Origin of the sequence: Mesonia sp. K7 (assembly GCF_003233725.1) — a bacterium.
In the GTDB taxonomy this organism is placed as follows: domain Bacteria; phylum Bacteroidota; class Bacteroidia; order Flavobacteriales; family Flavobacteriaceae; genus Mesonia.
Map to the genome: position 1 here is coordinate 24,794 of NZ_QKQV01000008.1, position 25,307 is coordinate 50,100.

The window sequence follows — 25,307 nt, forward strand, 5'->3', positions numbered from 1 at the left end:
ATGACAAAAAAAAATATCATTCTTACCAACGAGCAGATTGTTCAGAAAACAAGAAGAATTGCTTTTCAGATTTACGAAAACAATACCAGCGAAAAAGAAGTAATTCTTGCCGGAATCGAAAACAAAGGTTATCTCTTTGCTGAAAAAATAGCTCTACTATTAGAAGAGGTAAGTCCGTTAAAAGCAAAACTTTGTAAGGTAAAAATCGACAAGAAAACCCCCTTGAGTAAAATTTCTACCAGTCTGACTTCTGAAGAATACCAAAACAAATCTGTTATTGTGATTGATGATGTTCTCAATACAGGTTCTACCCTAATTTATGGCATCAAACATTTTTTAGAGGTTCCTATTAAAAAACTCCAAACCGCAGTTTTGGTTGATCGAAACCATAAAAATTACCCGGTAAAAGTAGATTATAAAGGCATCTCACTTTCTACTTCTTTAAGTGAAACCGTAAAAGTGAATTTCGGAAAAAACTCTAAGGGAGAGTTATTTTAGATTTTTGATGATTTCATCGGCAATTTCTTCTGGCAATAAAGAATTTGTTTCGATAATCAAATTACTTTGTAGGTAATAAAAATTTCGTTCAAACATATGTTTGCGAATGTATTCTTCTAAATCCTCTCGATGATTTAGAAAGCTTAAAAGAGGACGTTTATTTTTTTCATTCCACAATCTACCAGTCAAGATTTCAAGATTTACTTTCAGGTAAACTAAAATATTTTCCCTGTCAGATTTTATCAAACCGAGGTTATTTCCATAAACTGGAGTCCCACCACCAAGTGAAATAACCTTATCTTTTTCTTGTAAGATTTCTTTTAAAACTTCACTCTCTTTTTTTCGAAAGAAAATCTCACCCATTTCTTCAAATATTTCAGGAATTGGCAGCTGTATTTTTCTTTCAATTTCTTTATCTAAATCGATATATTTTAAATGTAATTTATCGGCTAACACCTTTCCAACGGTAGATTTTCCGCTAGCCATATAACCGCACAAAATGATATTTTTATTTTTTTTCATACTCAAAATTAACAATTTAGAAATATGTCAAAAATAGTTGTTTTATTTACTTGATAAATAAACAAAAGGTTTTATATTTGCACCCGCATTCGAGCAAGAATGTTTTTTATTGAAAAGATCTGGTAGCTCAGTTGGTAGAGCATCTCCCTTTTAAGGAGAGGGTCCTGGGTTCGAGCCCCAGCCAGATCACTTTTTTATTGAAAAAATACCACGATCTGGTAGCTCAGTTGGTAGAGCATCTCCCTTTTAAGGAGAGGGTCCTGGGTTCGAGCCCCAGCCAGATCACTTCCTTTTGCCCAGGTGCTGGAACTGGTAGACAGGCATGGTTGAGGGCCATGTGTCCGTTAGGGCGTATGGGTTCGACTCCCATCTTGGGCACTTCTTTTTAGAAAAATCCATTAATTATTTTTACTTTGGCTTTATTGTAACTCTTCAGTTACAATATTTATGCTTTTCGCTAAAAAAAACCAATTAGGATATACACATTTTAGCTACAAATTAATTTTGTTTAACTTTTTTGAATATACATTAAACACTTTTAAAATTAATTAATATATTTGGTCAATACGTAGGTAAATAAATGGCTAATATCAAACAACATTTTGGCATTAAAGAGTTAGAATTGCTTAGTGGCATCAAAGCACATACCATAAGAATATGGGAAAAGCGCTACAATATTCTTTCTCCTACCAGAACAGACACCAACATACGTATCTATGACAATATTGCTTTACAACGTTTATTAAATGTTGCTTTGCTTAATAAGCACGGTTATAAGATCTCATACATCTCTACTTTATCGACCAATGATATAAAAAATTTAATCCATCAAAAATTCACCCATCAACAAGTAGAGGAAGAAGCCATAAAGCAATTGAAGGTGGCGATGATTAATTATGATGAAACTCTGTTTACATCTATCTACCAAGATTTGAAATCAAAAAAATCGTTTAGAACTATTTTTTTAGATATTTTTTTACCTTTATTACATCAGACAGGGCTGCTTTGGCAAACAAAAGTGATTAATCCCGCGCAAGAACATTTTCTATCTCATCTTATTAGACAAAAACTCTATTTAGAAATAGAAAAAAATTCGGTTATAAACCTTCAAAATAATTCAAAAACTTTTGTACTTTTTCTTCCTGAAGAAGAGATTCATGATTTAGGTCTATTATACCTTAACTATGAATTATTAAACAACGGCTATAAAACTATTTTTTTAGGACATAGTATTCCTAAAGAAAACCTGATTACCTTAAAAAAACTTGATAAAAAACTTTGTTTTGTAAGTTATTTAACCATTAAGCCAGACGATATAAATGATTATACAAATGATTTTAGTCGCGATATTTGTGTGCCTTATCAACATGAGTATTGGCTTTTAGGCAACCAAACTCAAAAGTTGAATAAAAAGAAACTACCATACGGAATCAAAATTTTTGAAAATATCAACCAATTTATCCAGCAGATCTCATGAACAAAAAAGTAATTATTATCGGTGCTGGGTTTTCATCACTTTCGGCTGCTTGTTATCTAGCAAAATACGGGTATGAAGTAAAAGTTATTGAAAAAAACAACCATGCTGGCGGTCGCGCACAACAGCTTATAAAAGAAGGTTTTAAATTTGATATGGGACCAACTTGGTATTGGATGCCCGATGTTTTCGAAAAGTTTTTTGCAGATTTCAATAAAAGCCCAAAAGATTATTACCAATTAGAAAAGCTCAACCCTGCTTATCAAGTATATTTTGGAGAAAATGACAGCATTACCATTGGCGACAGTCTTGAAAAAATCAAGCTAACATTTGAAAGTATTGAAAAAGGAAGCGGTAAAATTTTAGAAGATTTTATCGCTAAAGCGGAAAAGAACTACGACATTTCAATCAATAAATTAGTACTAAAACCCGGTATTTCTCCACTCGAATTAATCACCTTAGAAACACTTACCAATTTAAACTTATTCTTTACGGATATTTCTACAGCCATTAGGAAAAAGTTTAACAACCCTAAGCTGATACAGATTTTAGAATTTCCCGTCTTATTTTTAGGGGCAAAACCCTCAAAAACTCCTGCTTTTTACAGTTTTATGAATTTTGCTGATTTTGGGCTTGGTACTTGGTATGTCAAAGGCGGAATGTTTGAAGTAGCTCAAGGCCTGCACCAACTAGCACAAGAACTAGGTGTGAAATTTTATTTTAATGAAAAAGTAGAACAAATCATCACCGAAAATAAAAAAGCAATAGGAATTAACACCCAAACTCAAATTCATAAAGCTGATATTATTTTAAGCGGAGCCGATTACCACTATACCGAAACCCTATTACCTCAAAAATTCCGTCAATATTCTGAAGGCTATTGGAACAAAAGAACTTTTGCTCCTTCTGCTCTACTTTTTTATGTAGGTTTTGATAAGAAACTAAGAAATGTTAATCACCATACTTTATTTTTTGACACCGATTTTCAAAATCATATAGAAACAATATACGATGACAAAAAATGGCCTAAAGAACCTTTGTTTTACGCTAGTTTCCCTTCGGTAACCGATAGCAGCGTTGCTCCAGAAGGTAACGAAGCAGGCGTTTTTCTAATTCCGTTGGCTATTGATATAGAAGATAACGAAGAAATTAGAAATAGATATTTTGATGAAATTGTTTCTCGGCTAGAAAGAATCACTCAACAAAACATCAAAAAACACATTTTATTCAAAGAAAGTTATTGTCTTAAGGATTTTAAAAAAGATTACAACTCCTATAAAGGTAATGCCTATGGCCTTGCTAACACCTTACTACAAACCGCTTTTTTACGCCCCAAACTAAAGAGTAAAAAACTTCGCAATCTATATTTTACAGGGCAACTTACAGTTCCTGGACCTGGAGTTCCGCCAGCCTTAATTTCTGGAAAACTCGTTGCCGATCTAATCACTAAAAACCACGTAGCATGAAAGAAATATTCGATACCGTATCGCAAAAATGCAGCTTTGAAGTAACCCAAAATTATAGCACTTCGTTTTCTATTGCTACCAAGCTATTAGGTGCCAGCATTCGGCAGGATATCCACAACATATACGGGTTTGTACGTTTTGCCGATGAGATTGTAGACACCTTTCATGCATATGAAAAAGAGAGGCTTTTCAATAAATTTGAAACAGATCTATATGAAGCTATTGAAGAAAAAATAAGTTTAAACCCGGTTCTTAATTCTTTTCAGATGACGGTGCACAAATACAAAATTCCCGAAGAGTTGTACCGTGATTTTCTAAAAAGTATGCGTGCAGATTTACATAAAAGCGTCTATAATTCAGTAGAAGAATACCAAGAGTACATCTACGGAAGTGCAGATGTTGTTGGGCTTATGTGTTTGATGGTTTTTGTAAAAGGAGACAAACAAAAGTATGATGACTTAAAGTACGAAGCCATGAAATTAGGCTCAGCATTTCAGAAAGTCAATTTTTTGCGGGACATCAAAGCCGATTATCAAGAGTTAGACCGTACTTATTTTCCGGGAGCTTCATATGAAAAAATGGATGAAACCATCAAAAATAAAATCATCCAAGAAATTGAAGAGGATTTTGCCATCGCTTATCACGGAATAAAAAAACTACCTAACGAAGCTCGACTAGGGGTTTTTACCGCTTATTTTTATTATAGAAAATTGCTTCAGAAGCTAAAGAAAACTTCTGCCTGCCAACTTATGAATACTCGAATTAGCGTTCCTAATTATCAAAAAGCGGCTATCTTAGCAAAAACTTATGTTGGTTATAAACTAAATCACTATTAAGATGCAGATATTTTTTTGGATCCTTATATTTTTAACCACTTTCTGTTTGATGGAATTTATGGCGTGGTTTACACATAAGTATGTCATGCATGGTTTTTTATGGAAAATACATAAAGACCACCACCAAAAAGACCACAGCAGTTGGTGGGAACGCAATGATCTCTTTTTTGTGTTTTATGCCTTGGTAAGCATTGGTTGCTTTCTACTATGGAAATATGAAGACGTTTGGTATACCCTGCCTATTGGTTTAGGCATTCTCGCCTATGGAATCGCTTACTTTACCGTCCATGATATTTTTATTCACCAGCGTTTTAAGCTTTTTAGAAATGCTAATAATTGGTACGCCAAAGGCATCAGGAGGGCTCATAAAATACACCATAAACACTTAGGAAAAGAAGATGGTGAAAATTTCGGGATGCTGTTCGTTCCTTTTAAATATTTTAAAAAATAAACTTGTGTGAGCAACACCAATTTTGATTATATCATTATAGGTTCTGGTCTTGCGGGACTCCAATTAGCTCTCGCTTTTGCGGAAGATCATTACTTTGCAAATTATAAAATTGCGCTCATCGACTTCGATAAAAAAAACAAAAACGACCGTACGTGGAGTTTCTGGGAAAAACATCCTTCGAAGTTTGAAGCAATTGTTTCTAAAACTTGGGGTAAAACACAATTTATTTCTTCCGAAAAAAAACTGGAAATACCTTTACAGGATTATCAATACAAAACCATCAAAGCGGTAGATTTTTACAATTACTGTAAGAATAGAATTTCTGAACAAGACAATATTCAAATTATAGAAGATTTTATAGAAGAAGTTCGCGAAAGTGACACTCTAGTGGAAGTCATGGGTAAAAACGGTCTGTATCATGCAAAACATGTTTTCGATAGTCGTATTCCAAAAGCTTTTTTTCAAAAACATAACTATATTTTACTCATCCAACATTTTAAAGGTTGGATGATTGAAAGTAAACAACCTGTTTTTGATGATAGCAATTTTACCATGATGGATTATCGCTACAAATATAAAAACACTACTAGTTTTATCTATGTTTTACCTTTTTCTGCCAATAAAGCCTTGATTGAATTTACTTTTTTCTCTCCACATACCGTTGAAAATTCAATTTATGAAAATCATTTAAAAAGCTATATTTCTAAGGAGTTACAGCTAAGCGAATACGACATTTTAGAAGAAGAATACGGTGAAATCCCAATGAGTGCATTTCCGTTTCAAGATTACCACACATCAAAAATCACCAAAATAGGAACCGCTGGCGGTTGGGTAAAAGCGAGCAGTGGTTATGCTTTTAAAAACTCACAGAAGAAAGTTAAAACACTTATAGAAAATATCAAAAAAGGAAATATGACAACCAGAAATTTATATATGAAAAAGTACCAATTTTACGACGACATATTTCTTGATGTACTTTACCATAATAATGATTTAGGCGAACAGTTATTTACCAAATTTTATAGTAATCCTATCCAAAACGGATTTCAATTTTTAGATGAAGCATCTTCACTTGCACAAGACATAAAAATTATCCGTTCGCTTTATCACCCTCAGTTTTTGGTTAGTTTTTTCAGGGTTTTAAAAAGAAAATTTTTTTAACCTAAAAGCAAAAAATCCGCTCGAAAGCGGATTTTTTTATTTAAAAAGAATTGATTAAGCGTTTTGCTTTTTGATTAAGTTCAACGCAGAACCTTCTTTATACCACTCTATTTGACTATCGTTATAGGTATGATTGGCTTTGATTACGTCTTTACTTCCATCTTTATGAACGATTTCTATCGTTAATGGTTGATCTGATGCAAAGTTTTCTAAATCGATAAAATTGAACGTGTCATCTTCCTGAATAAGGTCATAATCGTTTTCGTTGGCAAACGTAATTCCTAACATACCTTGTTTTTTCAAGTTGGTTTCGTGAATACGTGCAAACGATTTTACGAGCACTACTCTTACTCCTAAGTGTCTAGGTTCCATCGCGGCGTGTTCTCTAGAAGAACCTTCACCGTAATTGTGATCACCCACTACTACCGTAGGAATGTCTGCTGCTTTATAGGCTCTTTGCACATCAGGAACTCCACCGTATTCTCCAGTCAACTGGTTTTTAACGAAGTTCGTTTTCATGTTAAAAGCGTTTACCGCACCAATCAAACAGTTGTTTGAAATATTGTCTAAATGTCCTCTAAAACGCAACCAAGGTCCAGCCATAGAAATGTGATCTGTCGTACATTTTCCGTGCGCTTTGATTAATAATTTTGCTCCCATAAGGTTCTGACCGTCCCAAGGTTTGAAAGGCTCTAGCAGTTGTAATCTTTCGCTCGTTGGCGAAACTTTTACCTCTACTCCGCTTCCGTCTTCTCTTGGCGCAATATAACCCGGATCTTCTACATCAAATCCGTTGGTCGGTAACTCGATACCTTTAGGCTCTTCCAACATAACTTCTTCTCCATCTTCGTTGATGAGTTTATCTCTTGTCGGATCAAAGTCTAATCTACCCGAAATCGCAATTGCTGCTACCATTTCTGGTGAACCAACAAAAGCGTGGGTATTTGGGTTACCATCTGCTCTTTTAGAGAAGTTACGGTTAAACGAGTGAACAATCGTGTTTTTCTCATCTCCTTTTCGGTCACTTCTTTCCCACTGACCAATACATGGTCCGCAAGCATTGGTAAAAATAGTAGCGTCTAAATCTTCAAAAATCTTTAGGATACCATCTCTTTCTGCGGTATAACGAATCTGTTCAGAACCTGGATTGATACCAAAATCTGATTTCGATTTGATTTTTTTATCCACCGCTTGTTTGGCAATTGAAGCAGCTCTGGTCAAATCTTCGTAAGACGAGTTCGTACAAGAACCGATTAACCCCCAATCTACATTAATTGGCCAATCATTTTCTTTCGCTTTAGCACTCATTTCAGAAATAGGAGTCGCTAAATCTGGAGTAAATGGTCCGTTTAAATGAGGTCTTAGTTCTGAAAGGTTAATCTCAATCACCTCGTCAAAATACTGTTCTGGGTTTGCGTATACTTCGTCATCACCCGTTAAGTATTCTCTAATTTTATTGGCTTCGTCAGCAACTTCGGCTCTTCCGGTAGCTCTTAAGAAACGCTCCATCGAGTCGTCATAACCAAAGGTAGAAGTAGTTGCCCCCACTTCTGCTCCCATATTACAAATCGTTCCTTTACCTGTACATGACAGATTTTTGGCTCCTGGACCAAAATATTCGATAATTGCACCAGTTCCTCCTTTTACGGTTAAAATACCAGCAACTTTAAGAATTACATCTTTCGAAGCCGTCCAACCGTTAAGTTCACCTGTAAGTTTTACTCCAATAAGTTTAGGAAATTTAAGTTCCCAAGGCATTCCTGCCATTACATCAACAGCGTCTGCTCCACCAACACCTACAGCAACCATTCCTAAACCACCGGCATTTACGGTATGCGAATCAGTACCTATCATCATTCCTCCAGGAAAGGCATAATTCTCTAATACCACTTGATGAATAATTCCCGCTCCTGGCTTCCAGAAACCGATACCATATTTATTAGAAACAGACTCTAAGAAATCGAAAACTTCGTTACTTACTTGATTGGCATGCAATAAATCGGGCTTTGCTCCTTGCTTCGCCAAAATCAAGTGATCGCAATGAACCGTTGTGGGCACCGCACATTTTGATTTTCCTGCTTGCATAAACTGTAACAGCGCCATTTGTGCTGTTGCATCCTGACAAGCAATTCTGTCGGGCGCAAAATCTACATAATCTTTTCCGCGTTCGTACTTTTGGTTGGGTGTTCCGTCCCACAAATGGGTGTATAGTATTTTTTCTGCCAAAGTAAGAGGTTTTCCAACAACTTTACGAGCTTGGTCTACTCTCTCTGGCATTTGGCTATACACCTTTTTTATCATATCGATATCAAATAATGCCATAGTTTTATTTTTTAAGAGCGTAAATTTACAAAATTTTAATGGATTTTAAAAATCGTCATCAATTAGGCTTTTTTAATAAAAATAAAGCAATCAATTGTGATATTTACTGATTATAATGAATCTAAATAACGGTTTTTATCAATAAATTTATGAATATGATAATTTAAAACTTTTAAAATAAGATATTCATAAAAAAAGGCTGAAAATTTTGAGAGATACAAACTTATCGGAATTTATAAATCCATATTTCAGTTTATTCTTTTGAAGAAATTAAAGTTAATTTTAGGGTTTCTCCACCTTAATTTTAACTAAAAAATAACTTTTATCATACTAAACTCCTCTTGACTTTATTTTTCGTAGCAACAATACTAAATAAGTACTTATAGTTAGAATGTTCCATACGATTACTGAGCACCTACTGTTAAATTGAATTATTTTATAGTTTTTTTTATCCAAGATAAAAATCTAATGATGAAAATATCCTTTTAAAAAAATCTCCAAACCCCACGTTAATAGTTCTGAAGATTGTGCATTATCAAGCCCACAAACATCTTTGGTGACAATAAATGGTTCTATACCCATTAGAACTGTTAAAAAGTTTGCTAGTTTTACTTTATCTTCTCTAGGTATTGATGTTTCCTCCAGTGCTAATTCGATTGCTTTAATTCTTCTAGCTCCTCTTTTTTTTCTTACTTCTTCCGAAGTTAAGACCACACTGATATATTTTCTAAAAGCAGTTTCATTATCAATGGTAAGTTGATTAAAATAGTGTTGTATCTTTTGAAGTTTTATTTCGATCTGATCGGTCTTAAAAGTTTCTATCAACCTTTCTGGTTTCATAACTTGAATATCCAACCCAGCTTCACTCGATAATATTTCTGTGTTTGAGAAATAACGGTAAACAGTAGCTCTAGAAATTCCTATTTGTCTAGCAACTTCTTCTAAGGTAAAGTCCTTACCTTGACTTAAAAAATACTTGGCTCCTTCTAAAATTTTTTGCCGAGTTTCTAGCTTCTGTTTTTTTCTTCCTTTATCAACATAATTTTCTTTCATAAGACAAATATCTCATAAAAATTGCATATTAAAAAATCTTCTTTTAAATTTGTGAGACAAAAATCTCATAAAATGAAAGATACAACTACCAAATGGGTCTTAGGCCATAGAGTTACTCCGCATAATACAATAGGGGATTATGATTTATTAACAGGAGAAACACCAGGAAAAACTGACGGTCCTCCTCCGCATTCACACCAAACCTATAAAGAAGTTTTTTTAATTACTGAGGGAGAAATGGTATTTATCGCCGATGGGAAAAGCATCACTTTAAAGGCTGGTGAATCAATAGATATCGCACCAAATACCGTGCATACTTTCACCAACAAAAGTGACAAAGCTTGTAAATGGGTTAATATACACAGTCCAAAAGGGTTTAGACAATTTTTTGAAAGCCTTGGCGTGCCTGAAAAGATAGACAATGCAGCACAGTTATCACTAGCTCCAGAAATTATACAGAAAGTAATTGAAACAGCTTCTAATTATGATATGTACTTAAAGATGTAGTTTTTACAACAACTCCTTAATAATTTGCGCTTCGGTATAACCTTCAGCTTCAGCTTTGTAGTTTTTAATGATACGATGACGTAACACGCCTTCAGAAACCGCTTTGACATCTTCGATATCAGGTGAAAATTTACCTTTGGTTGCTGCGTTGGCTTTGGCGGCCAAGATCAGGTTTTGTGAAGCTCTTGGTCCAGCACCCCAATCGATAAACTCGTTGACCAACTGATGTGATTTATCACTTTTCGGTCTGGTTTGCGCTACTAAATTTACAGCATATTCCACCACATTATCGGCTACGGGAATACGTCTGATCAATTGTTGGAAATGGATGATTTCCTGCGCGGTAAAAAGTGATTTTATATTTACTTCAATATTTGAAGTAGTGTTTTTTACAATATCAATTTCTTCTTGAAAGCTCGGATAATCCAAATATATAGAAAACATAAAACGGTCTAATTGCGCTTCCGGTAACGGATATGTTCCTTCTTGCTCAATCGGGTTTTGAGTTGCCAACACAAAATAAGGCTGTGGTAGTTGGTAACGTGTTCCGGCAACGGTCACAATTTTCTCTTGCATCGCTTCCAATAAAGCGGCTTGGGTTTTGGGTGGTGTCCTATTGATCTCGTCTGCTAACAAAATATTTGTGAAAACCGGCCCTTTTATAAACTTGAAATTTCGGGTTTCGTCTAAAATTTCCGAACCTAAAATATCACTTGGCATCAAGTCTGGTGTAAACTGAATACGTTTAAAATCTAAACCTAAAGCTTGAGCAATCGTGTTTACCATTAAGGTTTTTGCTAAACCGGGAACCCCAATTAACAACGTGTGCCCCCCTGCAAAAACCGATAAAAGTATCTCGTGAATGACTTTATCTTGACCAACAATTTGGTTTTTGATTTCCGATTTTAAAGAATGTATTTTTTCTTGAAACTGTTGAATTGCCGCAGCGTCTGACATATTTTTTAAGATTTAGTTTTTAACCAATTACCTGTAAACTTACAATCTTGGTAATCTTCACTTACTTTTACATAAGTGTCTAAAATATTCTTTTTTTGCCACTTTTCAACCTCTTTTATTTGCTTTTCGCGTAAAGCAAGCTGTTTTATTTTGGTATAATCTTGAGAATAATTGGCCAAATGCTCTGGGTGTTTTTTATTAACGGTAATGATTTTAAAGAACTTTTGTCCCGTTCTCGTCTGATCGGCAAGCACCAAAGAGATTTCACCTTCATCTAAATTGTTGACTTGCTCATAGATAGTTGGATCGATATCGGTCAATTCGAATCGGGTATCGCCTGTTTTAGGATTGATGAGCTGACCACCATCTTCACGGGTTTCCTTTTCATCAGAATATTTACGAGCCACCTCGTCAAAGGTATATTTTCCGTTAAGGATATTGGTACGAAGGGTATCAATGGTATTTTTAGCAATTTCTTCGGTTTCTATTGTATACTTAGGAATGATAATGATATGCCTAATGTCTAACTTCTGTCCTTTTATTTTATCTAATTGTACAATATGGTAACCAAACTCCGATTTAAACGGCTTACTTACTTCCCCTTCTTGCAAGCTAAAAGCCACTTGTTTAAAATCTTTGTCTAAAGGATCTTTTCTGGAAATCGTCATTTGTCCGCCACGAGTACTCGTAGCATCTTGCGAGTACAATACTGCTTTGGTAGCAAAACTAGCGCCATTATTTACAATATCATCACGCATCTGGTTAAGTTGGTCGATTACTTTTTGTTCCTCTTCTTTCGGGACTTTGGGTTTGATGACCAACTGTGAAATCTCTACTTCATCGCCAAACATGGGTAATTCGTCTTCGGGTATTTTATCAAAAAACTGACGAACCTCTTCTGGAGTCACTTCCACATCTTTTACGATTTTTTCCTGCATCATCGAACTCAATTGGCTCTCTCTGTTGATGGCGTTGAGTTCGTCTCTCAACTCTTTTTCAGAATCTTTTCGGTAAAAAGCTACTACTTTATCGATATCGCCCACTTGTGCCACCATTCGGTCTAACTGCTGTTGGGTAATGTCTTCTACACGAGATTGGGTAATCGAAATAAGTGTATCTAATTCGGCGTGATGAGCATATAATTTGTTTTCCATCAGACGACCAACAATCTGACAGTCGGTAATTTCTCCTGTATCCATCCCTTGTGCTTTGATGTCTTCGCGCATTTTGATAATATCGGAATCTAAAATCACAAATTCACCCACAACTGCGGCTACACCATCAGCTTTAAATTTTTTAAAAGGCTTTTTTACTGTATCTTTTTCCACTAATGTTGTCGCTGCCATCAGCGTGTCTGATTTTACTAGCATACTTGAGTTAACAAGTGTGTCTTGCTGTGCTTTCGCGAAAGCGGATAAGTGAACAATAAGTATAAGTAGGAATAGTTTAGTCGTAGGTTTCAAAATTTTTATTTTGGATTGCATCATCTAGTATATCTTTTTCTAGTTTTTTTGAAATTTGTATTTTTTGCTGATTCAAAAGTACTTGTTTGATTGTTGGTCGCACAAATTCTAATGGTGATTGGTCATTTCTTTTTAAATAATCCTTGACGTATATCAAATATACTCCTAAAGAGTCTTTAAGTTGCAAGAAGTTTTCCTTTTTTAGTAACTCCTCTTTATTTTGGGAAGACAACGGACCGATTTTATCGTAAATTTCTATCGTGCTTACCCAAACCGAATCGTTAAAACTAAAAGATTTGAATTTGATGGACTCATCATTGAGATCTTCGATATCTTCTTCGTCAAAATCAATTAGTTTTTGTTGTAAACGCCTATTGTTATCGCTTGCGTAGTTCAAATCTATATTGATGTAACGCAGTTTCACCAAGTCTTGGTTAAGCTTAAAGTTCTCTTTATTCTTATTGTAATAATTTCTTAATACCGAATCTGCAATTAGGGTATCGAGGTTTTTAGAAATCATGGCTTCTTTGTAGGCTTCGGTGTAAAGTTCGGTTTTATAATCTTTGATAAGCCGCTCAAACTGTTTTTGCTTTTCTTCGCTTAAATTGTATTTTGCCTTGTGCATTAACAGTTGTTTATTAGCCCATTGGTTGATATAGTTACTCACAAACAAAATACTGTCGTTACCCGAAATATCTTTTGGTATAATGCTGTCGATATCACTTTTATAAAGGTAATGGTCGTGTACACGAGCTACCGGATTATCTTTTTTGGCGTTGGTTTTCGAAACAAAAAAATCGCAACTCGCAAAAGAAACAATCAATACAAGGTAAAGAAATATAATACTATAGGTTCTCAAACTTCGTTTTTACTTTTTTTAATACATCTTGGTTGACTTCTACTCGATGTTGTTGCCTGAGGTTTTCTAACCAAGATTTTTCTATTTCTTCTTGGTAATCTGCAATCACTTTTCCGGTAGCGTCTTCAAAATTTATAGGTTGACTCGGCTGGATAGCGTTGATGTCCAAAACCACAAAAACACCGTTGTTTTCATATACTTTAGAAACGCCTTTTTTAGCCTTAAAATTGTGTGGCAATGACGAATCTTCTTCTGTAAACGTACCCGATTTAAAAATCACCGATTTGTTTTCTGCTTTTAGCTTGTCTTCTATCGTAGAAACTTCCAACTGTTTTTTCATCATTTTTCGTACTTTCTTCGCCAATTTTTTATCACTCGTCGAGGCAATCACCAACTCATAAGTAGCATTAGAAAAATATTCTTTTTGATGTTGGTCATAATATTTCTTCAGCGCAAGGGTATCTTCCTTGGCTTTGCTCCAGACTTTTTTGTTCATCAAATCATACAACAACAAACCATTTCTGTATTCTTCCAACACATATTTATAATCTTCGTTTACCTCGGCAAGATTATTTTTGTAATAGGTTTTATAAAAATCATCTTTGTAATTTTGGTAAAAACGCTCAATGTTTTCAGCAATACTTTGGTTTTTGTTAGAAAAACTTTGCGAACCCACCAAGTAATTGGCAAAATCGGCATAGGTTTTACCTTCTCCATTAATTTCAATCACATTTTTCTCTGGAAGGTCTAACTTGTTTGGTTCCCAATTGTTGGTAAAAAAGCGCTCGTCTACATTTTTCTGAAAATACTTCAAAGCAGATTGATCTTCTTTAAGCGTAAAATACGCTTTTGCTTTTGCCAGAATATCTTCCTCGATGACTTGGGCTCTCGAATCGGTTTTCATCTGGTTTTCCAAGACTCTCTTTTCTTCTTCGTAGGATTGAATAGGATTTTTTTCCAGTAATTTCACCACGTGCCAACCAAAATCGGTTTTAAAAGGTTCCGAAACATCACCTATATTTTTTAGTGCAAAAGCTTGATTTTCGAAAGGCTCTGATTTTAGTTTTCCTTTCGAAAAACTATTCATTTTACCACCTAATCTTGCGGTATTCTTATCGTCACTATATTGTTTCGCTAAAGCGGAAAAATCTGCTCCCTCATCCAATTGTTTTTTGATTTGCTCAATTTGTGTTTTTGCCGTAGAACTATCTTCATTTTCCTTAATCATAATGTGAGCCACTTTTACCGTTCCTTCAGCTTTTCTTCTATCATTTACCTTGATAAGGTGATACCCAAATCGTGTACGAACCGGCATCGAAACCTCCCCTTTTTTGGTCTCGTAAGCTCCACTCTCAAAAGGATAAACCATGTTAAAAACTGTAAACCAGCCCAATTCGCCTCCGTTTTGTCGTACCGAAGGGTCTTCAGAATATTTACGGGCAACTTCTGCAAAGTCTTTACCGGAAAGGATTTCTTTTCTAGCTTCCAAAGCTTTTTGGTAAGCTTTTAGGGTGTCTGCTGGAGCGTCGTTAAATCTTGCGTTAATGAGAATATGACTCGCGTTGATGTCTTCCAACTTTCGTTGATAAGCTTCCTGCAAAATCTTTTCTGTCACTTCGCTGTTTTTGATGTATTTACTTGCCAACTGACTTTTATACATCTGAAACTCACCTGTAAAACTGGGTAAAGTGTCTAGTTGTTCTTCTTCAGCCTGTAAAACTTTGAGCTTGTAATCGATAAACAAATCGAGGTAATCGTCGATATCTTTTTCGTCTTGCTCGATGATATCCAGGTTTTTAGAAAACACGCGGATAAATTCATCTGCATAAACGGGTTTTCCATCAATACTCAATAATCTTTCTTTAGAAAAATCTTGTGCTGATAAACCTACGGATACCAATAAAATAGCAATTCCTAAAAACTTTTTCATGGGCTTGAAATTTAAGGTGCTCAAAATTAAAAAAATATTCAAGTTTGACAAGATTTTGTGCTTGAAAGTGGATAAGTAAATACACAAAAAAACACAACAATTAAGTTGTGCTTTTTTTTTAATATAGATTGCGTCAACACAAAAGTGTTTCGCAATGACATTTCTATTACCTACTCATTAAAATAAAACCCATTAGGAGCAACACCAACGTTGATATTGGTCACTAAATTGCCTTCTAAATCATAGATATAAGCTTTACTATTAGAAGCAAAGTCTCCGCCATCTGCAATAAAAATATGACCATCTTCTACTTCAAAACCATACATCACCCCAAACTCCGAAGTAGTCTCATAAGTCAAAATTGGGTTGTTGGGCTGTACAGAAGCAGCAGTCGTCATCGTATAAACACTTGCCCCAATCGTAAAATAAATATCACCTTCTTCTACATCGATGTTACTTGGTGAACCTGTAAAGTAGTCTAAGACAACTGTTTTTTCTAATGCTGCGGTTTCTAAGTTATAAACCTCTAACTGAGTAGTCGTTAATGCATAAATCTTATCATTGTCTATGCTAAAACTATCTAAGTCACCTGTAGTGGTAATTGTACTTTCGATGGTATTTGTAGCGGGATTGATCACCGAAATTTTATTTCCAAAACCAAAAGCTGCGTTTTGCACATATATTTTATCATTGGCTTCATAAATATGCTCCACAATTTCATCTGGAATAATTTTCGTTTCAAAAGTCAAGGTTTCAACATCATAAACAGCAATATAATCATCTGCTGTTGTACTGAAATCTGCTTGGTTGGTTACATAGAGCTTACCATTATGAGCAACACCATAACGCGGAGCATTTACCTCTGTCGTAATCACATTTTTATAGGCAAAAGAATAGCGATCTACTACTGTGATGTTATTGGTTCCTGCAATGATATAGGCATTTTCTTCGTCAAAAAAGATATTTTGTAAGTAGTTTCCAATGTCTTCACCCGGATTTACAGTGGCAAATATTTCCTGCTCTAAAGTCTGGAAATCATTACTTAAAAAAGAAACAGAACCAACGGTTTGTCCTTCATTCAAAATAAATATCCCGTTATCATAATCACCTTGTGGCACATCATCGCCTACAAAATCATCGTCAGAGCTACACGAGGCTAAAGTCAATAAGGCTACAAAAGCCCATAAAAATACAGTTGTTGTTTTCATCATTGTTAAATATTTAGGTTAAAATAAAAATTATAATTCCGTAGAGGCATATAGCGCAGCTCTACCACTTGATATTCTTTTTCAAAAATGTTGTTCACCCTTGTTCCTATTTCATAGGTTTTGTTTTTTCCAAACGTGTAGCTTAAAGCGAAATTAGACACCCAATAAGCATCAAGATTGTAACGCGCATCATTGTCGGTTCGGGTATAGACTTCGCTGGTATGTAAACTTTGCCATGAAATTTCCCAGTTTTTAAATTCATAATTCAGTCCAAAAACCAATTTGTGTTCAGGCACATATATGAGAAAGGTTTCTTCTGCTTTGTTTTTTGAAATCGTGTAAGCGTAATCGGCTTTCAGTTGCCACTGATGTTTAGCCATTTCTATGTGCTTTTGCAACGAAATTTCTACGCCGTAGGTGTAAATCTCATCTATATTTTGTGGTCGCCAAATACCTTGATTGGCGGGCAACCACCTTATCATGTCTTTAATGTCGTTATAAAAACCCGTTACCGAAATATAATCTTGTTTTATATAAAATCGATTTCCTAGTTCGTATTGGTAAGAAGTTTCGGGCTTTAAATCTAAGTTGCCACTTTGCTCCCAAAACAAATCGTTAAAAGTGGGTATCCTATAGCTTTTAGAAAAATGAGCGGAAAGCAAATAAAAATCGGTGGGTTTGATTTCTGTCCCTAAGGCATATAACAACGGACTCTCGTATAAACTCGTCCATTCTTTTCTGAATGAAGCCTCATAAGATAACTTTTTATTGACTTGGTGTTTACCAACCAATAAAGCAATAAAACTATCTCGTTCGTTTTCTTCTAAGTTGCTTCCTTCTGCCCGATCATTTCTAAATTTCACAACAGGATTAAGCAAAATACCTTTGTTTAATTTATATTGAAAATCGTAATTCGTCAGCCAAGTTTTTACTTTCCCAAAAGTGTAATTCCCGGTTTCGATATTTTCAAAATATTGATAGTTTTCCAGTAAATAACCCACATTAAAATTAGATACCCATTGCTTGTTTTTCCATTCCCACTCCAATAAACTTCGCGTGTTGAAGTCTTGGTATTTGGTTTTGGTTTCTGTAGGTCTGATAAGCGAAAAATGTCGCTCGCTATCGGTAAGCAAATTATATAACCGAAAAACATGCTTCTGCAAACGAATTGCTGCATTTGCAGTTAAACTATTGTGATAAAAAGCACCGTTGAGATTGTTTTTCCCGTTGGGTAATTCATAATCATTATTCGATTGGTTTCTATTTACGCCAATATTCAAACTCCAATTTTCTTGGCTGATATGGTTTTTATAACGAACATCATAACTATTAAAACTTCCGTAGGAAGCATAGATCTGATGTTGGTCTTCTTGATTAAAAGCCAAATGATTTTCTAAATGTATGGTTCCCCCAATTGCACTGGTTCCGTATAGGTTACTTCCACCGCCAGCTTTGATGTTTACTTGGTCAAAACTGGCAATACTCAAGGTATTAAAATCGGTTTGTCCTGTGGTTTGTGAGTTAATGTTTATGCCATTCCAAATGACAGCGGTATGTTGAGCAGTTGTACCTCTAAAAGAAGGCGAAGAAACCATTCCGAAACCGTTTTCCTTAAAGTAAATCGAAGAATTAAAATGGAGTAAGTTCGTGAGTTGCGGCTGAGATTTCACGAAAGTGCTATCTGAAATCTCTTGAACTTGCTGCCCAACAGAAAACGTCTGTAACTTCGATTTTTTAATCAAAACCGTATCGAGTTGTTCTCTGTTTTCTTGACCAAAAGCGGCAAAAACAGAAGCAAAAAAGACCGTAAAAAATAGACGTATAGCTTTCATAAAATACCGACTTTTTACCCGAAAGTCTTCATTTTTAGTTACCAAATAGGCAGGTCTCCTGGCTTGCGTCTATTTTACCACCTTCCCAACAAAACGTTAGTGGTTTGAAGCTTGTAAAATAGCTTTTTTAGCTTACAGTTGCGGGAACAGCTTAGGTTTTACACCTAATTCCCTTTTCATGCTTTCTCAACAAAAGCAACCTATTTTTGGCAAAAATAAAGAATTTTATAGATAAGACAGCTTAAAGCGAAATAATATTAACTTTGTACTCCACAGAATTTAACAAAATGCGTTTAAAACTATTGCTTTTACTAGTGTTCTCTTTCCTTTTGGCTTGTAAAGAAGAATCAAAAAATAAGGAAGAAAAAGAAGAGAAAAATATCGTTTTTACGGAAATTAAATACGCAACGGGTTTTGAAATTGCCAATTACGAGGGTTATAAAATTCTAAAAGTGAATTCGCCTTGGGCAAATGCCGAACAAACTTTTACTTATTTATTGATAGAAGACCAAAATGCTGTCCCTGAAAACATAACCTACGACGAAAAAATAACCTTACCTATTGATAAATTGGTGGTAACCTCGACAACGCATATTCCATCATTAGAAAGTTTGGGGCAGCTAAACACACTTGTCGGTTTTCCTCATACCGATTATATTTCTTCTGAAAAAGCACGACAGCTCATTAGAGAAAATAAAATCAAAGAAATTGGAGCCGGACAAACCATCAATACCGAAGTTTTATTGGCTTTACAACCGCAAGCCGTAATTGCATCTGCGGTAAACGGTGACGAAAAATCTTACAAAACCGTTCAGAAAAGTGGTATCCCGATTATTTACAATGGCGATTGGACCGAAGAGCATCCGCTCGGAAAAGCTGAATGGATCAAGTTTTTTGGAACTTTATACAACCAAGAAAAACTCGCCGATTCTATTTTTAAAAAGATCGAAACCAATTATAGGATTGCAAAAGCAACCGCAAAAAACACTGAAGATAATCCAAGTGTTTTAAGTGGTGGATTGTACCAAAACACTTGGTATTGTCCGCAAGGCAACTCGTGGCAAGCCCAATTTATTGCCGATGCCAGTGGCGATTATATATTTAAACATACCGAAGGAACTGGAAGTCTTTCGCTTTCGTTCGAAAATGTATTTGAAAATGGAAAAACTGCCGATATTTGGATTTCTCCTGGTGTTTATGCCAGTTATGACGAAATGAAAACGGCTTCGCAGCATTACCAAAAGTTCGATGCTTTTCAAAACAAAAATGTGTATACCGTAACCGAAACTAAAGGAGAAACGGGTGGTTTACTTTTTTATGAACTCGCTCCTAACCGACCCGATTTGGTATTGATAGATTTGATTAAAATCTTTCATCCAGAGTTGTATCAAGACCAACCACTTACCTTTTTTAAACCTTTAGAATAATTGAAAAATCACGATTTATATATCGTTTTCAGCTTACTCATTTTAGTTGTTTTTACATTGACTAATATTAGTTTGGGTTCGGTTTATATTCCTGTAAAAGAAGTCTTTAAAATACTCTTTCAACAATCAGAAAATGAGACTTGGCAATACATTATTTTAGATTACCGATTGCCTAAAGCCATTACTTCTATTTTTGTGGGTTCTGGTCTCGCACTCAGCGGTTTGTTGATGCAAAATTTGTTTCGAAACCCGTTAGCCGGACCTTATATTTTAGGGATTAGTAGTGGTGCGAGTTTAGGTGTGGCATTAGTGATTCTAGGTAGTAGTTTTCTCGGTAGCTTCCTTCTCGGAAACACCTCTATCGTCATCGCCAGTAGTCTCGGAAGTTGTTTGGTTTTATTAGCCGTTTTGGGTGTGGCTTCCAAAATAAAAGACACGATGGCTATTCTTATCATCGGATTGATGTTTGCCAGCTTTACATCTGCGATGGTAAGTGTATTATCTTTTTTTAGTTCGGCAGAGAGTTTACAAAAATATATTTTTTGGTCATTCGGAAATCTCGGAAACATCTCTTGGCAAGAAGTACAAGTCTTTTTTATTTGTTGGTTTATTGGCTTGTTGCTGACGCTTTTTTGTATCAAAAACCTCAATTCTTTATTGTTGGGTGAAGCTTATGCCAAAAGTTTGGGCGTCAATCTTAAGCAAAATAAATTTTTGGTGATTGTTGCTACAGGCATTCTTGCCGGAAGCACCACCGCTTTTGTCGGGCCAATTGCTTTTGTAGGTTTGGCAGTTCCACACTTAACGCGATTGGTCATCAAGTCGAGTAATCATTATATTTTGATTCCGTTTAATCTGATTTTTGGAGCCTTGATTATGCTTGTTTGTGACAGCATTTCACAATTACCAGGTTCGGTTTATACTTTGCCTATCAATGCGGTAACTTCGGCTTTTGGAGCTCCTATTGTGATTTGGTTGTTGCTACGAAAAAAGAAACTGATGTTTTGATATGGAAACCAAAAAACACATCCTAACGACCAAAAACCTAAGCATTGGCTATGAAAAAAAGCAACTTGCCCAAGACGTTTGCTTGCAACTGGAAACCGGAAAACTTATTGCCGTCATTGGAAAAAATGGTGAAGGAAAATCTACTTTCCTTAAAACCATAATGCGGGAAATTTCCGCTTTAAGCGGAAAAATATACCTCGAAAGCAAAAATCTAGACGATTATGATGTCAAGGATTTGGCAACACAAATGGCAATTGTGCTTACCAAAACCTCATTTTCCAAAAACCTATCGGTATTTGAGTTTATAGCTTTCGCAAGACAACCTTATACCAATTGGATTGGAAAACTCACCCCAACAGATCAACAAAAAATTGAAGAAGCGATTTCGTTATTGGAAATTGAAGATATTGTTCAAAAACATTTGTTTGAATTGAGCGACGGACAGTTACAAAAAACCCAACTTGCCCGAGCGGTAGCACAAGACACGCCTATCATTTTGTTAGACGAACCTACTTCGCATCTCGATATTTACCACAAAGCTTTTGTGTTTAAATTACTTAAAAAATTGACTTCTAAGTTTAACAAAACCATCGTGTTTGCCACGCACGAAATTGAATTGGCTTTACAAATTTGTGACCAGATTCTCTTGGTCGACCATCAAAAAATAGAAGCCTTTTCACCTGAAAACCTTATTGCTTCACACCAATTAGAGACTTTATTTCCAAAAAACTTTGTCGTTTTTGATCCTGTTGAAAAAAGATTTAAGATACAACCCGAATAATTTTTTGGTTGGTAGTATATTTGGGTAATTCTTATTCCTATGGACATCAACCTTATTTCTATCATTATTATTTTGGCGGTTTTTACCGTGGCTTTTCTGCTAGCTTGGTTTATTTCAAAAAGTAAATCACAACAAGCGCAAAAACTGCTCAACGAAAAAAGCATCGAGCAACAATCGGCCATCGAAAATTATAAATTGCAGATTGAGCGTTTGGAAATTCAAATGGAAAACAATAAAAAAGAATATCAGACAGGAATTCAAAAAATTATATCTGAAAGAGAAGAAATTCGTAAAGAAAAAGATTTACTGAAAAATTCGCTCACCCAGAAAAATGTAGAGTACGCCAACCTGGAAGAAAAACTTAGCCTCCAAAAAGAAGAGGTTGAAAAGCTGCAAGAAAAGTTCACCAAAGAGTTTGAAAATCTTGCCAATAAAATTTTAGATCAGAAATCAGAAAAGTTTACCACACAGAACAAAGAAAACATCAAAAACATCTTAGAGCCTTTACAGGAAAAAATAAAAGGTTTTGAAGAAAAAGTTACGCAAAATAGAGAAGAATCCATCAAAATGCACGTAGCTTTAGGTGAACAACTTAAACACCTCAACGAACAAAACCTCAAAATAAGTGAAGAAGCCAACAACTTGACCAAAGCCTTAAAAGGCGATACCAAAACCCAAGGAAATTGGGGCGAAATGATTTTGAAAACAGTTCTCGAAAAAAGTGGGCTCGAAAAAGACCGTGAATTTTTTCTGCAAGAAAATCATTATACCGAACAAGGCAAACGCGTGATGCCCGATGTAGTCATCAAACTTCCCGGAAACAAAAAAATGATTATCGATTCTAAAGTTTCGCTAAATGCGTATGAAAAATACATGAACGAAACTGATGATAAAGAACGAGAAGGTTTTCTCAAAAGTCATTTGCTGTCGGTTAAAAATCGGGTTGATGAACTCAGCAAAAAAGAGTATCACAAAATCTACCAGATGGAAAGTCCAGATTTTGTCTTGCTGTTCATCCCAATAGAAGCAGCTTTTGCAGTGGCTTCTAATTACAACCCAAATTTGTATAACGAGGCTTTCGATAAAAACATTATCTTAGTAACACCAACCACTTTGCTGGCGGTTTTAAAAACCATCGACAGTATGTGGCAAAACGAAAAACAAAAACAAAACGCACTCGATATTGCCAATCAAGCCGGAGCTTTGTACGATTCTTTTGTTAACCTTACGGAGGAATTGATTAAAGTAGGAAAGCAAATTGGCACCGTACAAAATAGTTACGAATCGGCGATGAAAAAACTTACCGGAAAGGGGAATTTAATTCGCCGGGTCGAAAAATTAAAGAAATTAGGAGCCAAAGCGAGCAAGCAAATCAATACGAACTTGTTGGCGAGAGCTCAAGACGAAGAAGAATAATCTTATGAAAAAAATCCTTATTTATATTTTATTGAGCATCACGCTCATTGCCTGCCTGTATTTTGCATTTATTTACTACGTGCCTTACAGTGAAGGAACTCGCGCTGGCGAACTCATCAAATTTAGCAACAAAGGCGTGATTGTAAAAACTTGGGAAGGCGAAATTAGCCAAGGTATTAGCGGGGCTCAGATTTTTAGCTTTTCGGTGTTGGATAAAGACGAAGAAGTCATTCAAAAACTGCAAGATTACCAAGGCGAATACGTTAAGCTCACTTATAAAGAACGTTTCGGAACTTTTATCATTTGGGGTGACACCAAATATTTTGTAACCGATGTAGAACTGGCCAACTCACCTCATTTTAGAAGATAATTTATGGATAATTTTAAAACCGTAAGAGCTTCGCAAGTTGTTATTTCAGAACTCATGCTTCCTTCCCACTCCAATTTTAACGGGAAAATTCACGGAGGTTATATTTTATCGTTGTTAGACCAAATTGCTTTTGCCTGTGCTTCTAAACACAGCAGACAATATTGCGTGACCGCTAGTGTAGATACGGTAGATTTTTTGGCACCTATAGAAATTGGCGAACTGGTAACCATGAAAGCCTCGGTAAATTATACCGGCAACAGCTCAATGGTCATCGGTATACGTGTAGAAGCAGAAAATATACAAACGGGCAAGAAAAAGCATTGCAACTCTTCTTACATTACGATGGTTGCTGTAGATAATTCTGGTAAACCGATAAAAATACCAGGTCTAATTCTCAAAACCGATGACGATTTAAGACGCTTTCTAAAAAGCTTAACGCGAAAAGAAATGAAAAGCGAACGCTACGAAAATTTCAATGAGCTCGATTTCTCGAAAGAAAAACATGAGTTAGAGCTAAAAGACCAAAATATTCGTCTTGAGTTATAACTTTCTTTAGCTTTTGTAAAAAAATGTGCATTTCGTCTATATTCCTACTTCTAAGTTGATTTCAATTTATTTTTTTCATACTTTAAATAAAAAATTCAATCGTATGAAAACAAAATTATTACTCATTTTACCCACTCTTTTCTTATTGATAAGTTGCGGTTCTGGTCTTACAGGAACTTGGAATATCGATCGCTACGAAATTGTTCGTGAAAATGGTCAAAACACTTCTGCCGAAAACATAGGTGTAATTAGCTTTCAGAAAAACGGAAAAGGCACTAAAAACATTCACTACAATATCTTTGATAACGAATATGAAGATAAAAGCAGTTTTACCTATGAGGTAAATAAAGAAAAAGCTTCTGTCACTATTAAAGGTGAAAAAGGTGATGAATCTTCCTTTAACAAAACTTGGATTATGATAGAAGACAAAGGTAAAAAGCAAATTTGGAAATCTACCGATGGTGCCAATATCGTACAAACCATAGAACTGAGTAAATAAATTTATTTTAGTTTTCCTAAATATCGTCTTATCAAGCGATTTTTAAAATTATCGTTTTTTAAGACGATATTTGTTTTTATCGTTTTTTTAAACGATATTTGAGTTATGATTGGAGTGATTACAGGAGATATTATCAATTCGCGAGCGGCAAAACAACCTTCAGATTATCTAGAAGTGTTGCAAAGCCTTTTGCCCAAAATAAATGCTCACCCTAAGAGCTGGGAGATTTATAGGGGTGATAGTTTTCAGGTAGAAATAGAGGATGTTGAAAACGCTTTTTGGTACTGTGTTTACCTCAAGAGTGCTATAAAATGCATTAAAAATATAGATGTACGCCTAGCAATTGGTTTAGGAAATAAAGATTTTGAAGCCAAAAGTGTTTCTAAATCCAGCGGAAGCGCTTTTATACGTTCCGGCGAAACTTTAGAGAACCTCAAAAAACAGAAAATACATTTGGGTATTGATACTGGAAAAAAAACTTTAGATCAAGAACTTAATGCTAGTATTCAGTTGACACTTATCGCGATGAACCATTGGACCACTAATTCTGCTGAAATTATAAAACTCAGTATCGAAAATCCCGATAAAAGCCAGCAAGAACTAGGTGAACTTATTGGCATCAAACAAAACACCGTAAGTGAAAGACAGAAACGAGCTTTTTTAGATGAACTAAAAAATTTTAATTTAGTATTTCAGCAAAAAGTAAAACAACTCCAATAAA

General features: G+C 35.2%; 24 protein-coding genes, 3 tRNA genes and 1 riboswitch. Of the genes, 18 read left to right on the forward strand and 9 right to left on the reverse strand.

Annotated elements, in window-relative coordinates; translation table 11 throughout:
• Positions 1–498: a phosphoribosyltransferase family protein gene (locus DNG35_RS07150; RefSeq protein WP_111127356.1), complete on the forward strand. Its 498-nt coding sequence runs from the start codon at positions 1–3 to the stop codon at positions 496–498.
• Here DNG35_RS07150 and DNG35_RS07155 read toward each other — a convergent pair.
• Complete coding sequence (locus tag DNG35_RS07155; RefSeq protein ID WP_111127358.1) at positions 490–1,020, reverse strand: shikimate kinase; 531 nt, start codon at positions 1,018–1,020, stop codon at positions 490–492. The two genes, DNG35_RS07150 and DNG35_RS07155, sit on opposite strands and share 9 nt — an antisense overlap.
• 116 nt (positions 1,021–1,136) lie before the next feature.
• Between DNG35_RS07155 and DNG35_RS07160 the strand changes: the two genes are divergently transcribed.
• The 8 genes from DNG35_RS07160 (at position 1,137) to DNG35_RS07195 (ending at position 6,408) form a co-directional block, all read left to right on the forward strand.
• Positions 1,137–1,209: transfer RNA gene (locus tag DNG35_RS07160), tRNA-Lys, on the forward strand.
• A gap of 23 nt (positions 1,210–1,232) precedes the next feature.
• A tRNA-Lys gene (locus DNG35_RS07165) sits at positions 1,233–1,305 on the forward strand.
• A gap of 9 nt (positions 1,306–1,314) precedes the next feature.
• A tRNA-Leu gene (locus DNG35_RS07170) sits at positions 1,315–1,398 on the forward strand.
• 202 nt (positions 1,399–1,600) lie between these two features.
• Positions 1,601–2,497: a MerR family transcriptional regulator gene (locus DNG35_RS07175; RefSeq protein WP_111127360.1), complete on the forward strand. Its 897-nt coding sequence runs from the start codon at positions 1,601–1,603 to the stop codon at positions 2,495–2,497.
• Positions 2,494–3,960 (forward strand): NAD(P)/FAD-dependent oxidoreductase, encoded by a 1,467-nt coding sequence (locus DNG35_RS07180; RefSeq protein ID WP_111127362.1) that lies wholly within the window; start codon positions 2,494–2,496, stop codon positions 3,958–3,960. The genes DNG35_RS07175 and DNG35_RS07180 overlap by 4 nt, the downstream gene beginning before the upstream one ends.
• Positions 3,957–4,796, forward strand: coding sequence for a phytoene/squalene synthase family protein (locus DNG35_RS07185; RefSeq protein ID WP_111127364.1), 840 nt, complete (start codon positions 3,957–3,959; stop codon positions 4,794–4,796). Before DNG35_RS07180 ends, DNG35_RS07185 begins: the two co-directional genes overlap by 4 nt.
• A gap of 1 nt (position 4,797) precedes the next feature.
• A complete protein-coding gene (locus tag DNG35_RS07190) occupies positions 4,798–5,247 on the forward strand; it encodes a sterol desaturase family protein (RefSeq protein WP_111127366.1) in 450 nt (149 codons plus the stop codon).
• A 6-nt stretch (positions 5,248–5,253) separates the two neighbouring features.
• A complete protein-coding gene (locus tag DNG35_RS07195; RefSeq protein WP_111127368.1) occupies positions 5,254–6,408 on the forward strand; it encodes a lycopene cyclase family protein in 1,155 nt (384 codons plus the stop codon).
• A gap of 54 nt (positions 6,409–6,462) precedes the next feature.
• Here DNG35_RS07195 and DNG35_RS07200 read toward each other — a convergent pair whose 3' ends face one another.
• Positions 6,463–8,730, reverse strand: a complete 2,268-nt coding sequence (locus DNG35_RS07200; protein ID WP_111127370.1) for an aconitate hydratase — start codon at positions 8,728–8,730, stop codon at positions 6,463–6,465.
• 465 nt (positions 8,731–9,195) lie between these two features.
• Positions 9,196–9,783, reverse strand: a complete 588-nt coding sequence (locus tag DNG35_RS07205) for a TetR/AcrR family transcriptional regulator (protein ID WP_111127372.1) — start codon at positions 9,781–9,783, stop codon at positions 9,196–9,198.
• 72 nt (positions 9,784–9,855) lie between these two features.
• Here DNG35_RS07205 and DNG35_RS07210 point away from each other — a divergent pair, with 72 nt between their 5' ends.
• The gene (locus tag DNG35_RS07210) at positions 9,856–10,290 is read left to right on the forward strand and encodes a cupin domain-containing protein (RefSeq protein WP_111127374.1); all 435 of its coding nucleotides are present in this window, start codon (positions 9,856–9,858) and stop codon (positions 10,288–10,290) included.
• Between the two features lie 3 nt (positions 10,291–10,293).
• On the opposite strand, the gene DNG35_RS07215 is transcribed toward DNG35_RS07210, so the two are convergent.
• The 6 genes from DNG35_RS07215 to DNG35_RS07240 form a co-directional block, all read right to left on the reverse strand.
• On the reverse strand, positions 10,294–11,247 hold the full coding sequence (locus DNG35_RS07215) for a MoxR family ATPase (protein WP_111127376.1): 954 nt from the start codon (positions 11,245–11,247) through the stop codon (positions 10,294–10,296).
• Positions 11,248–11,252: 5 nt separating this feature from the next.
• Positions 11,253–12,710 carry a peptidylprolyl isomerase gene (locus DNG35_RS07220; RefSeq protein ID WP_233494467.1) on the reverse strand — a complete coding sequence of 486 codons (1,458 nt, stop codon included), beginning with the start codon at positions 12,708–12,710 and terminating at the stop codon, positions 11,253–11,255.
• Positions 12,694–13,569 (reverse strand): peptidyl-prolyl cis-trans isomerase, encoded by an 876-nt coding sequence (locus tag DNG35_RS07225; RefSeq protein WP_111127378.1) that lies wholly within the window; start codon positions 13,567–13,569, stop codon positions 12,694–12,696. Before DNG35_RS07225 ends, DNG35_RS07220 begins: the two co-directional genes overlap by 17 nt.
• Positions 13,556–15,499 (reverse strand): peptidylprolyl isomerase, encoded by a 1,944-nt coding sequence (locus DNG35_RS07230; RefSeq protein ID WP_111127380.1) that lies wholly within the window; start codon positions 15,497–15,499, stop codon positions 13,556–13,558. Before DNG35_RS07230 ends, DNG35_RS07225 begins: the two co-directional genes overlap by 14 nt.
• A gap of 170 nt (positions 15,500–15,669) precedes the next feature.
• Positions 15,670–16,707, reverse strand: a complete 1,038-nt coding sequence (locus DNG35_RS07235; RefSeq protein ID WP_146228842.1) for a quinoprotein amine dehydrogenase — start codon at positions 16,705–16,707, stop codon at positions 15,670–15,672.
• Positions 16,708–16,712: 5 nt separating this feature from the next.
• Positions 16,713–18,539, reverse strand: coding sequence for a TonB-dependent siderophore receptor (locus DNG35_RS07240; protein WP_111127384.1), 1,827 nt, complete (start codon positions 18,537–18,539; stop codon positions 16,713–16,715).
• Positions 18,540–18,569: 30 nt separating this feature from the next.
• A riboswitch (cobalamin riboswitch) is annotated at positions 18,570–18,758 on the reverse strand.
• Between the two features lie 68 nt (positions 18,759–18,826).
• Here DNG35_RS07240 and DNG35_RS07245 point away from each other — a divergent pair.
• From DNG35_RS07245 to DNG35_RS07280, 8 genes are all read left to right on the forward strand, one after another.
• The gene (locus DNG35_RS07245) at positions 18,827–19,966 is read left to right on the forward strand and encodes an ABC transporter substrate-binding protein (RefSeq protein WP_111127386.1); all 1,140 of its coding nucleotides are present in this window, start codon (positions 18,827–18,829) and stop codon (positions 19,964–19,966) included.
• Entirely contained in the window at positions 19,967–20,974 is a 1,008-nt protein-coding gene (locus DNG35_RS07250) for an iron ABC transporter permease (protein ID WP_111127388.1), read from the forward strand.
• A gap of 1 nt (position 20,975) precedes the next feature.
• Complete coding sequence (locus tag DNG35_RS07255; protein WP_111127390.1) at positions 20,976–21,755, forward strand: ABC transporter ATP-binding protein; 780 nt, start codon at positions 20,976–20,978, stop codon at positions 21,753–21,755.
• Positions 21,756–21,794: 39 nt separating this feature from the next.
• Positions 21,795–23,171, forward strand: a complete 1,377-nt coding sequence (rmuC, locus tag DNG35_RS07260; protein ID WP_111127392.1) for a DNA recombination protein RmuC — start codon at positions 21,795–21,797, stop codon at positions 23,169–23,171.
• A 4-nt stretch (positions 23,172–23,175) separates the two neighbouring features.
• Positions 23,176–23,541, forward strand: coding sequence for a 6-phosphogluconate dehydrogenase (locus tag DNG35_RS07265; protein WP_111127394.1), 366 nt, complete (start codon positions 23,176–23,178; stop codon positions 23,539–23,541).
• A gap of 3 nt (positions 23,542–23,544) precedes the next feature.
• Positions 23,545–24,087 (forward strand): acyl-CoA thioesterase, encoded by a 543-nt coding sequence (locus tag DNG35_RS07270; protein WP_111127396.1) that lies wholly within the window; start codon positions 23,545–23,547, stop codon positions 24,085–24,087.
• Positions 24,088–24,190: 103 nt separating this feature from the next.
• Positions 24,191–24,586: a lipocalin family protein gene (locus DNG35_RS07275; protein WP_111127398.1), complete on the forward strand. Its 396-nt coding sequence runs from the start codon at positions 24,191–24,193 to the stop codon at positions 24,584–24,586.
• A gap of 105 nt (positions 24,587–24,691) precedes the next feature.
• Positions 24,692–25,306, forward strand: coding sequence for a SatD family protein (locus DNG35_RS07280; RefSeq protein ID WP_111127400.1), 615 nt, complete (start codon positions 24,692–24,694; stop codon positions 25,304–25,306).
• Position 25,307: the final 1 nt, after the last annotated feature.

Bases quoted from the DNA above. Each gene is read 5' to 3' on its own strand.
- DNG35_RS07150 (WP_111127356.1), top strand. From the start codon at position 1: ATGACAAAAAAAAATATCATTCTTACCAACGAGCAGATTGTTCAGAAA.
- DNG35_RS07155 (WP_111127358.1), bottom strand. From the start codon at position 1,020: ATGAAAAAAAATAAAAATATCATTTTGTGCGGTTATATGGCTAGCGGA.
- DNG35_RS07175 (WP_111127360.1), top strand. From the start codon at position 1,601: ATGGCTAATATCAAACAACATTTTGGCATTAAAGAGTTAGAATTGCTT.
- DNG35_RS07180 (WP_111127362.1), top strand. From the start codon at position 2,494: ATGAACAAAAAAGTAATTATTATCGGTGCTGGGTTTTCATCACTTTCG.
- DNG35_RS07185 (WP_111127364.1), top strand. From the start codon at position 3,957: ATGAAAGAAATATTCGATACCGTATCGCAAAAATGCAGCTTTGAAGTA.
- DNG35_RS07190 (WP_111127366.1), top strand. From the start codon at position 4,798: ATGCAGATATTTTTTTGGATCCTTATATTTTTAACCACTTTCTGTTTG.
- DNG35_RS07200 (WP_111127370.1), bottom strand. From the start codon at position 8,730: ATGGCATTATTTGATATCGATATGATAAAAAAGGTGTATAGCCAAATG.
- DNG35_RS07205 (WP_111127372.1), bottom strand. From the start codon at position 9,783: ATGAAAGAAAATTATGTTGATAAAGGAAGAAAAAAACAGAAGCTAGAA.
- DNG35_RS07210 (WP_111127374.1), top strand. From the start codon at position 9,856: ATGAAAGATACAACTACCAAATGGGTCTTAGGCCATAGAGTTACTCCG.
- DNG35_RS07215 (WP_111127376.1), bottom strand. From the start codon at position 11,247: ATGTCAGACGCTGCGGCAATTCAACAGTTTCAAGAAAAAATACATTCT.
- DNG35_RS07230 (WP_111127380.1), bottom strand. From the start codon at position 15,499: ATGAAAAAGTTTTTAGGAATTGCTATTTTATTGGTATCCGTAGGTTTA.
- DNG35_RS07235 (WP_146228842.1), bottom strand. From the start codon at position 16,707: ATGAAAACAACAACTGTATTTTTATGGGCTTTTGTAGCCTTATTGACT.
- DNG35_RS07240 (WP_111127384.1), bottom strand. From the start codon at position 18,539: ATGAAAGCTATACGTCTATTTTTTACGGTCTTTTTTGCTTCTGTTTTT.
- DNG35_RS07245 (WP_111127386.1), top strand. From the start codon at position 18,827: ATGCGTTTAAAACTATTGCTTTTACTAGTGTTCTCTTTCCTTTTGGCT.
- DNG35_RS07255 (WP_111127390.1), top strand. From the start codon at position 20,976: ATGGAAACCAAAAAACACATCCTAACGACCAAAAACCTAAGCATTGGC.
- rmuC (WP_111127392.1), top strand. From the start codon at position 21,795: ATGGACATCAACCTTATTTCTATCATTATTATTTTGGCGGTTTTTACC.
- DNG35_RS07265 (WP_111127394.1), top strand. From the start codon at position 23,176: ATGAAAAAAATCCTTATTTATATTTTATTGAGCATCACGCTCATTGCC.
- DNG35_RS07270 (WP_111127396.1), top strand. From the start codon at position 23,545: ATGGATAATTTTAAAACCGTAAGAGCTTCGCAAGTTGTTATTTCAGAA.
- DNG35_RS07275 (WP_111127398.1), top strand. From the start codon at position 24,191: ATGAAAACAAAATTATTACTCATTTTACCCACTCTTTTCTTATTGATA.
- DNG35_RS07280 (WP_111127400.1), top strand. From the start codon at position 24,692: ATGATTGGAGTGATTACAGGAGATATTATCAATTCGCGAGCGGCAAAA.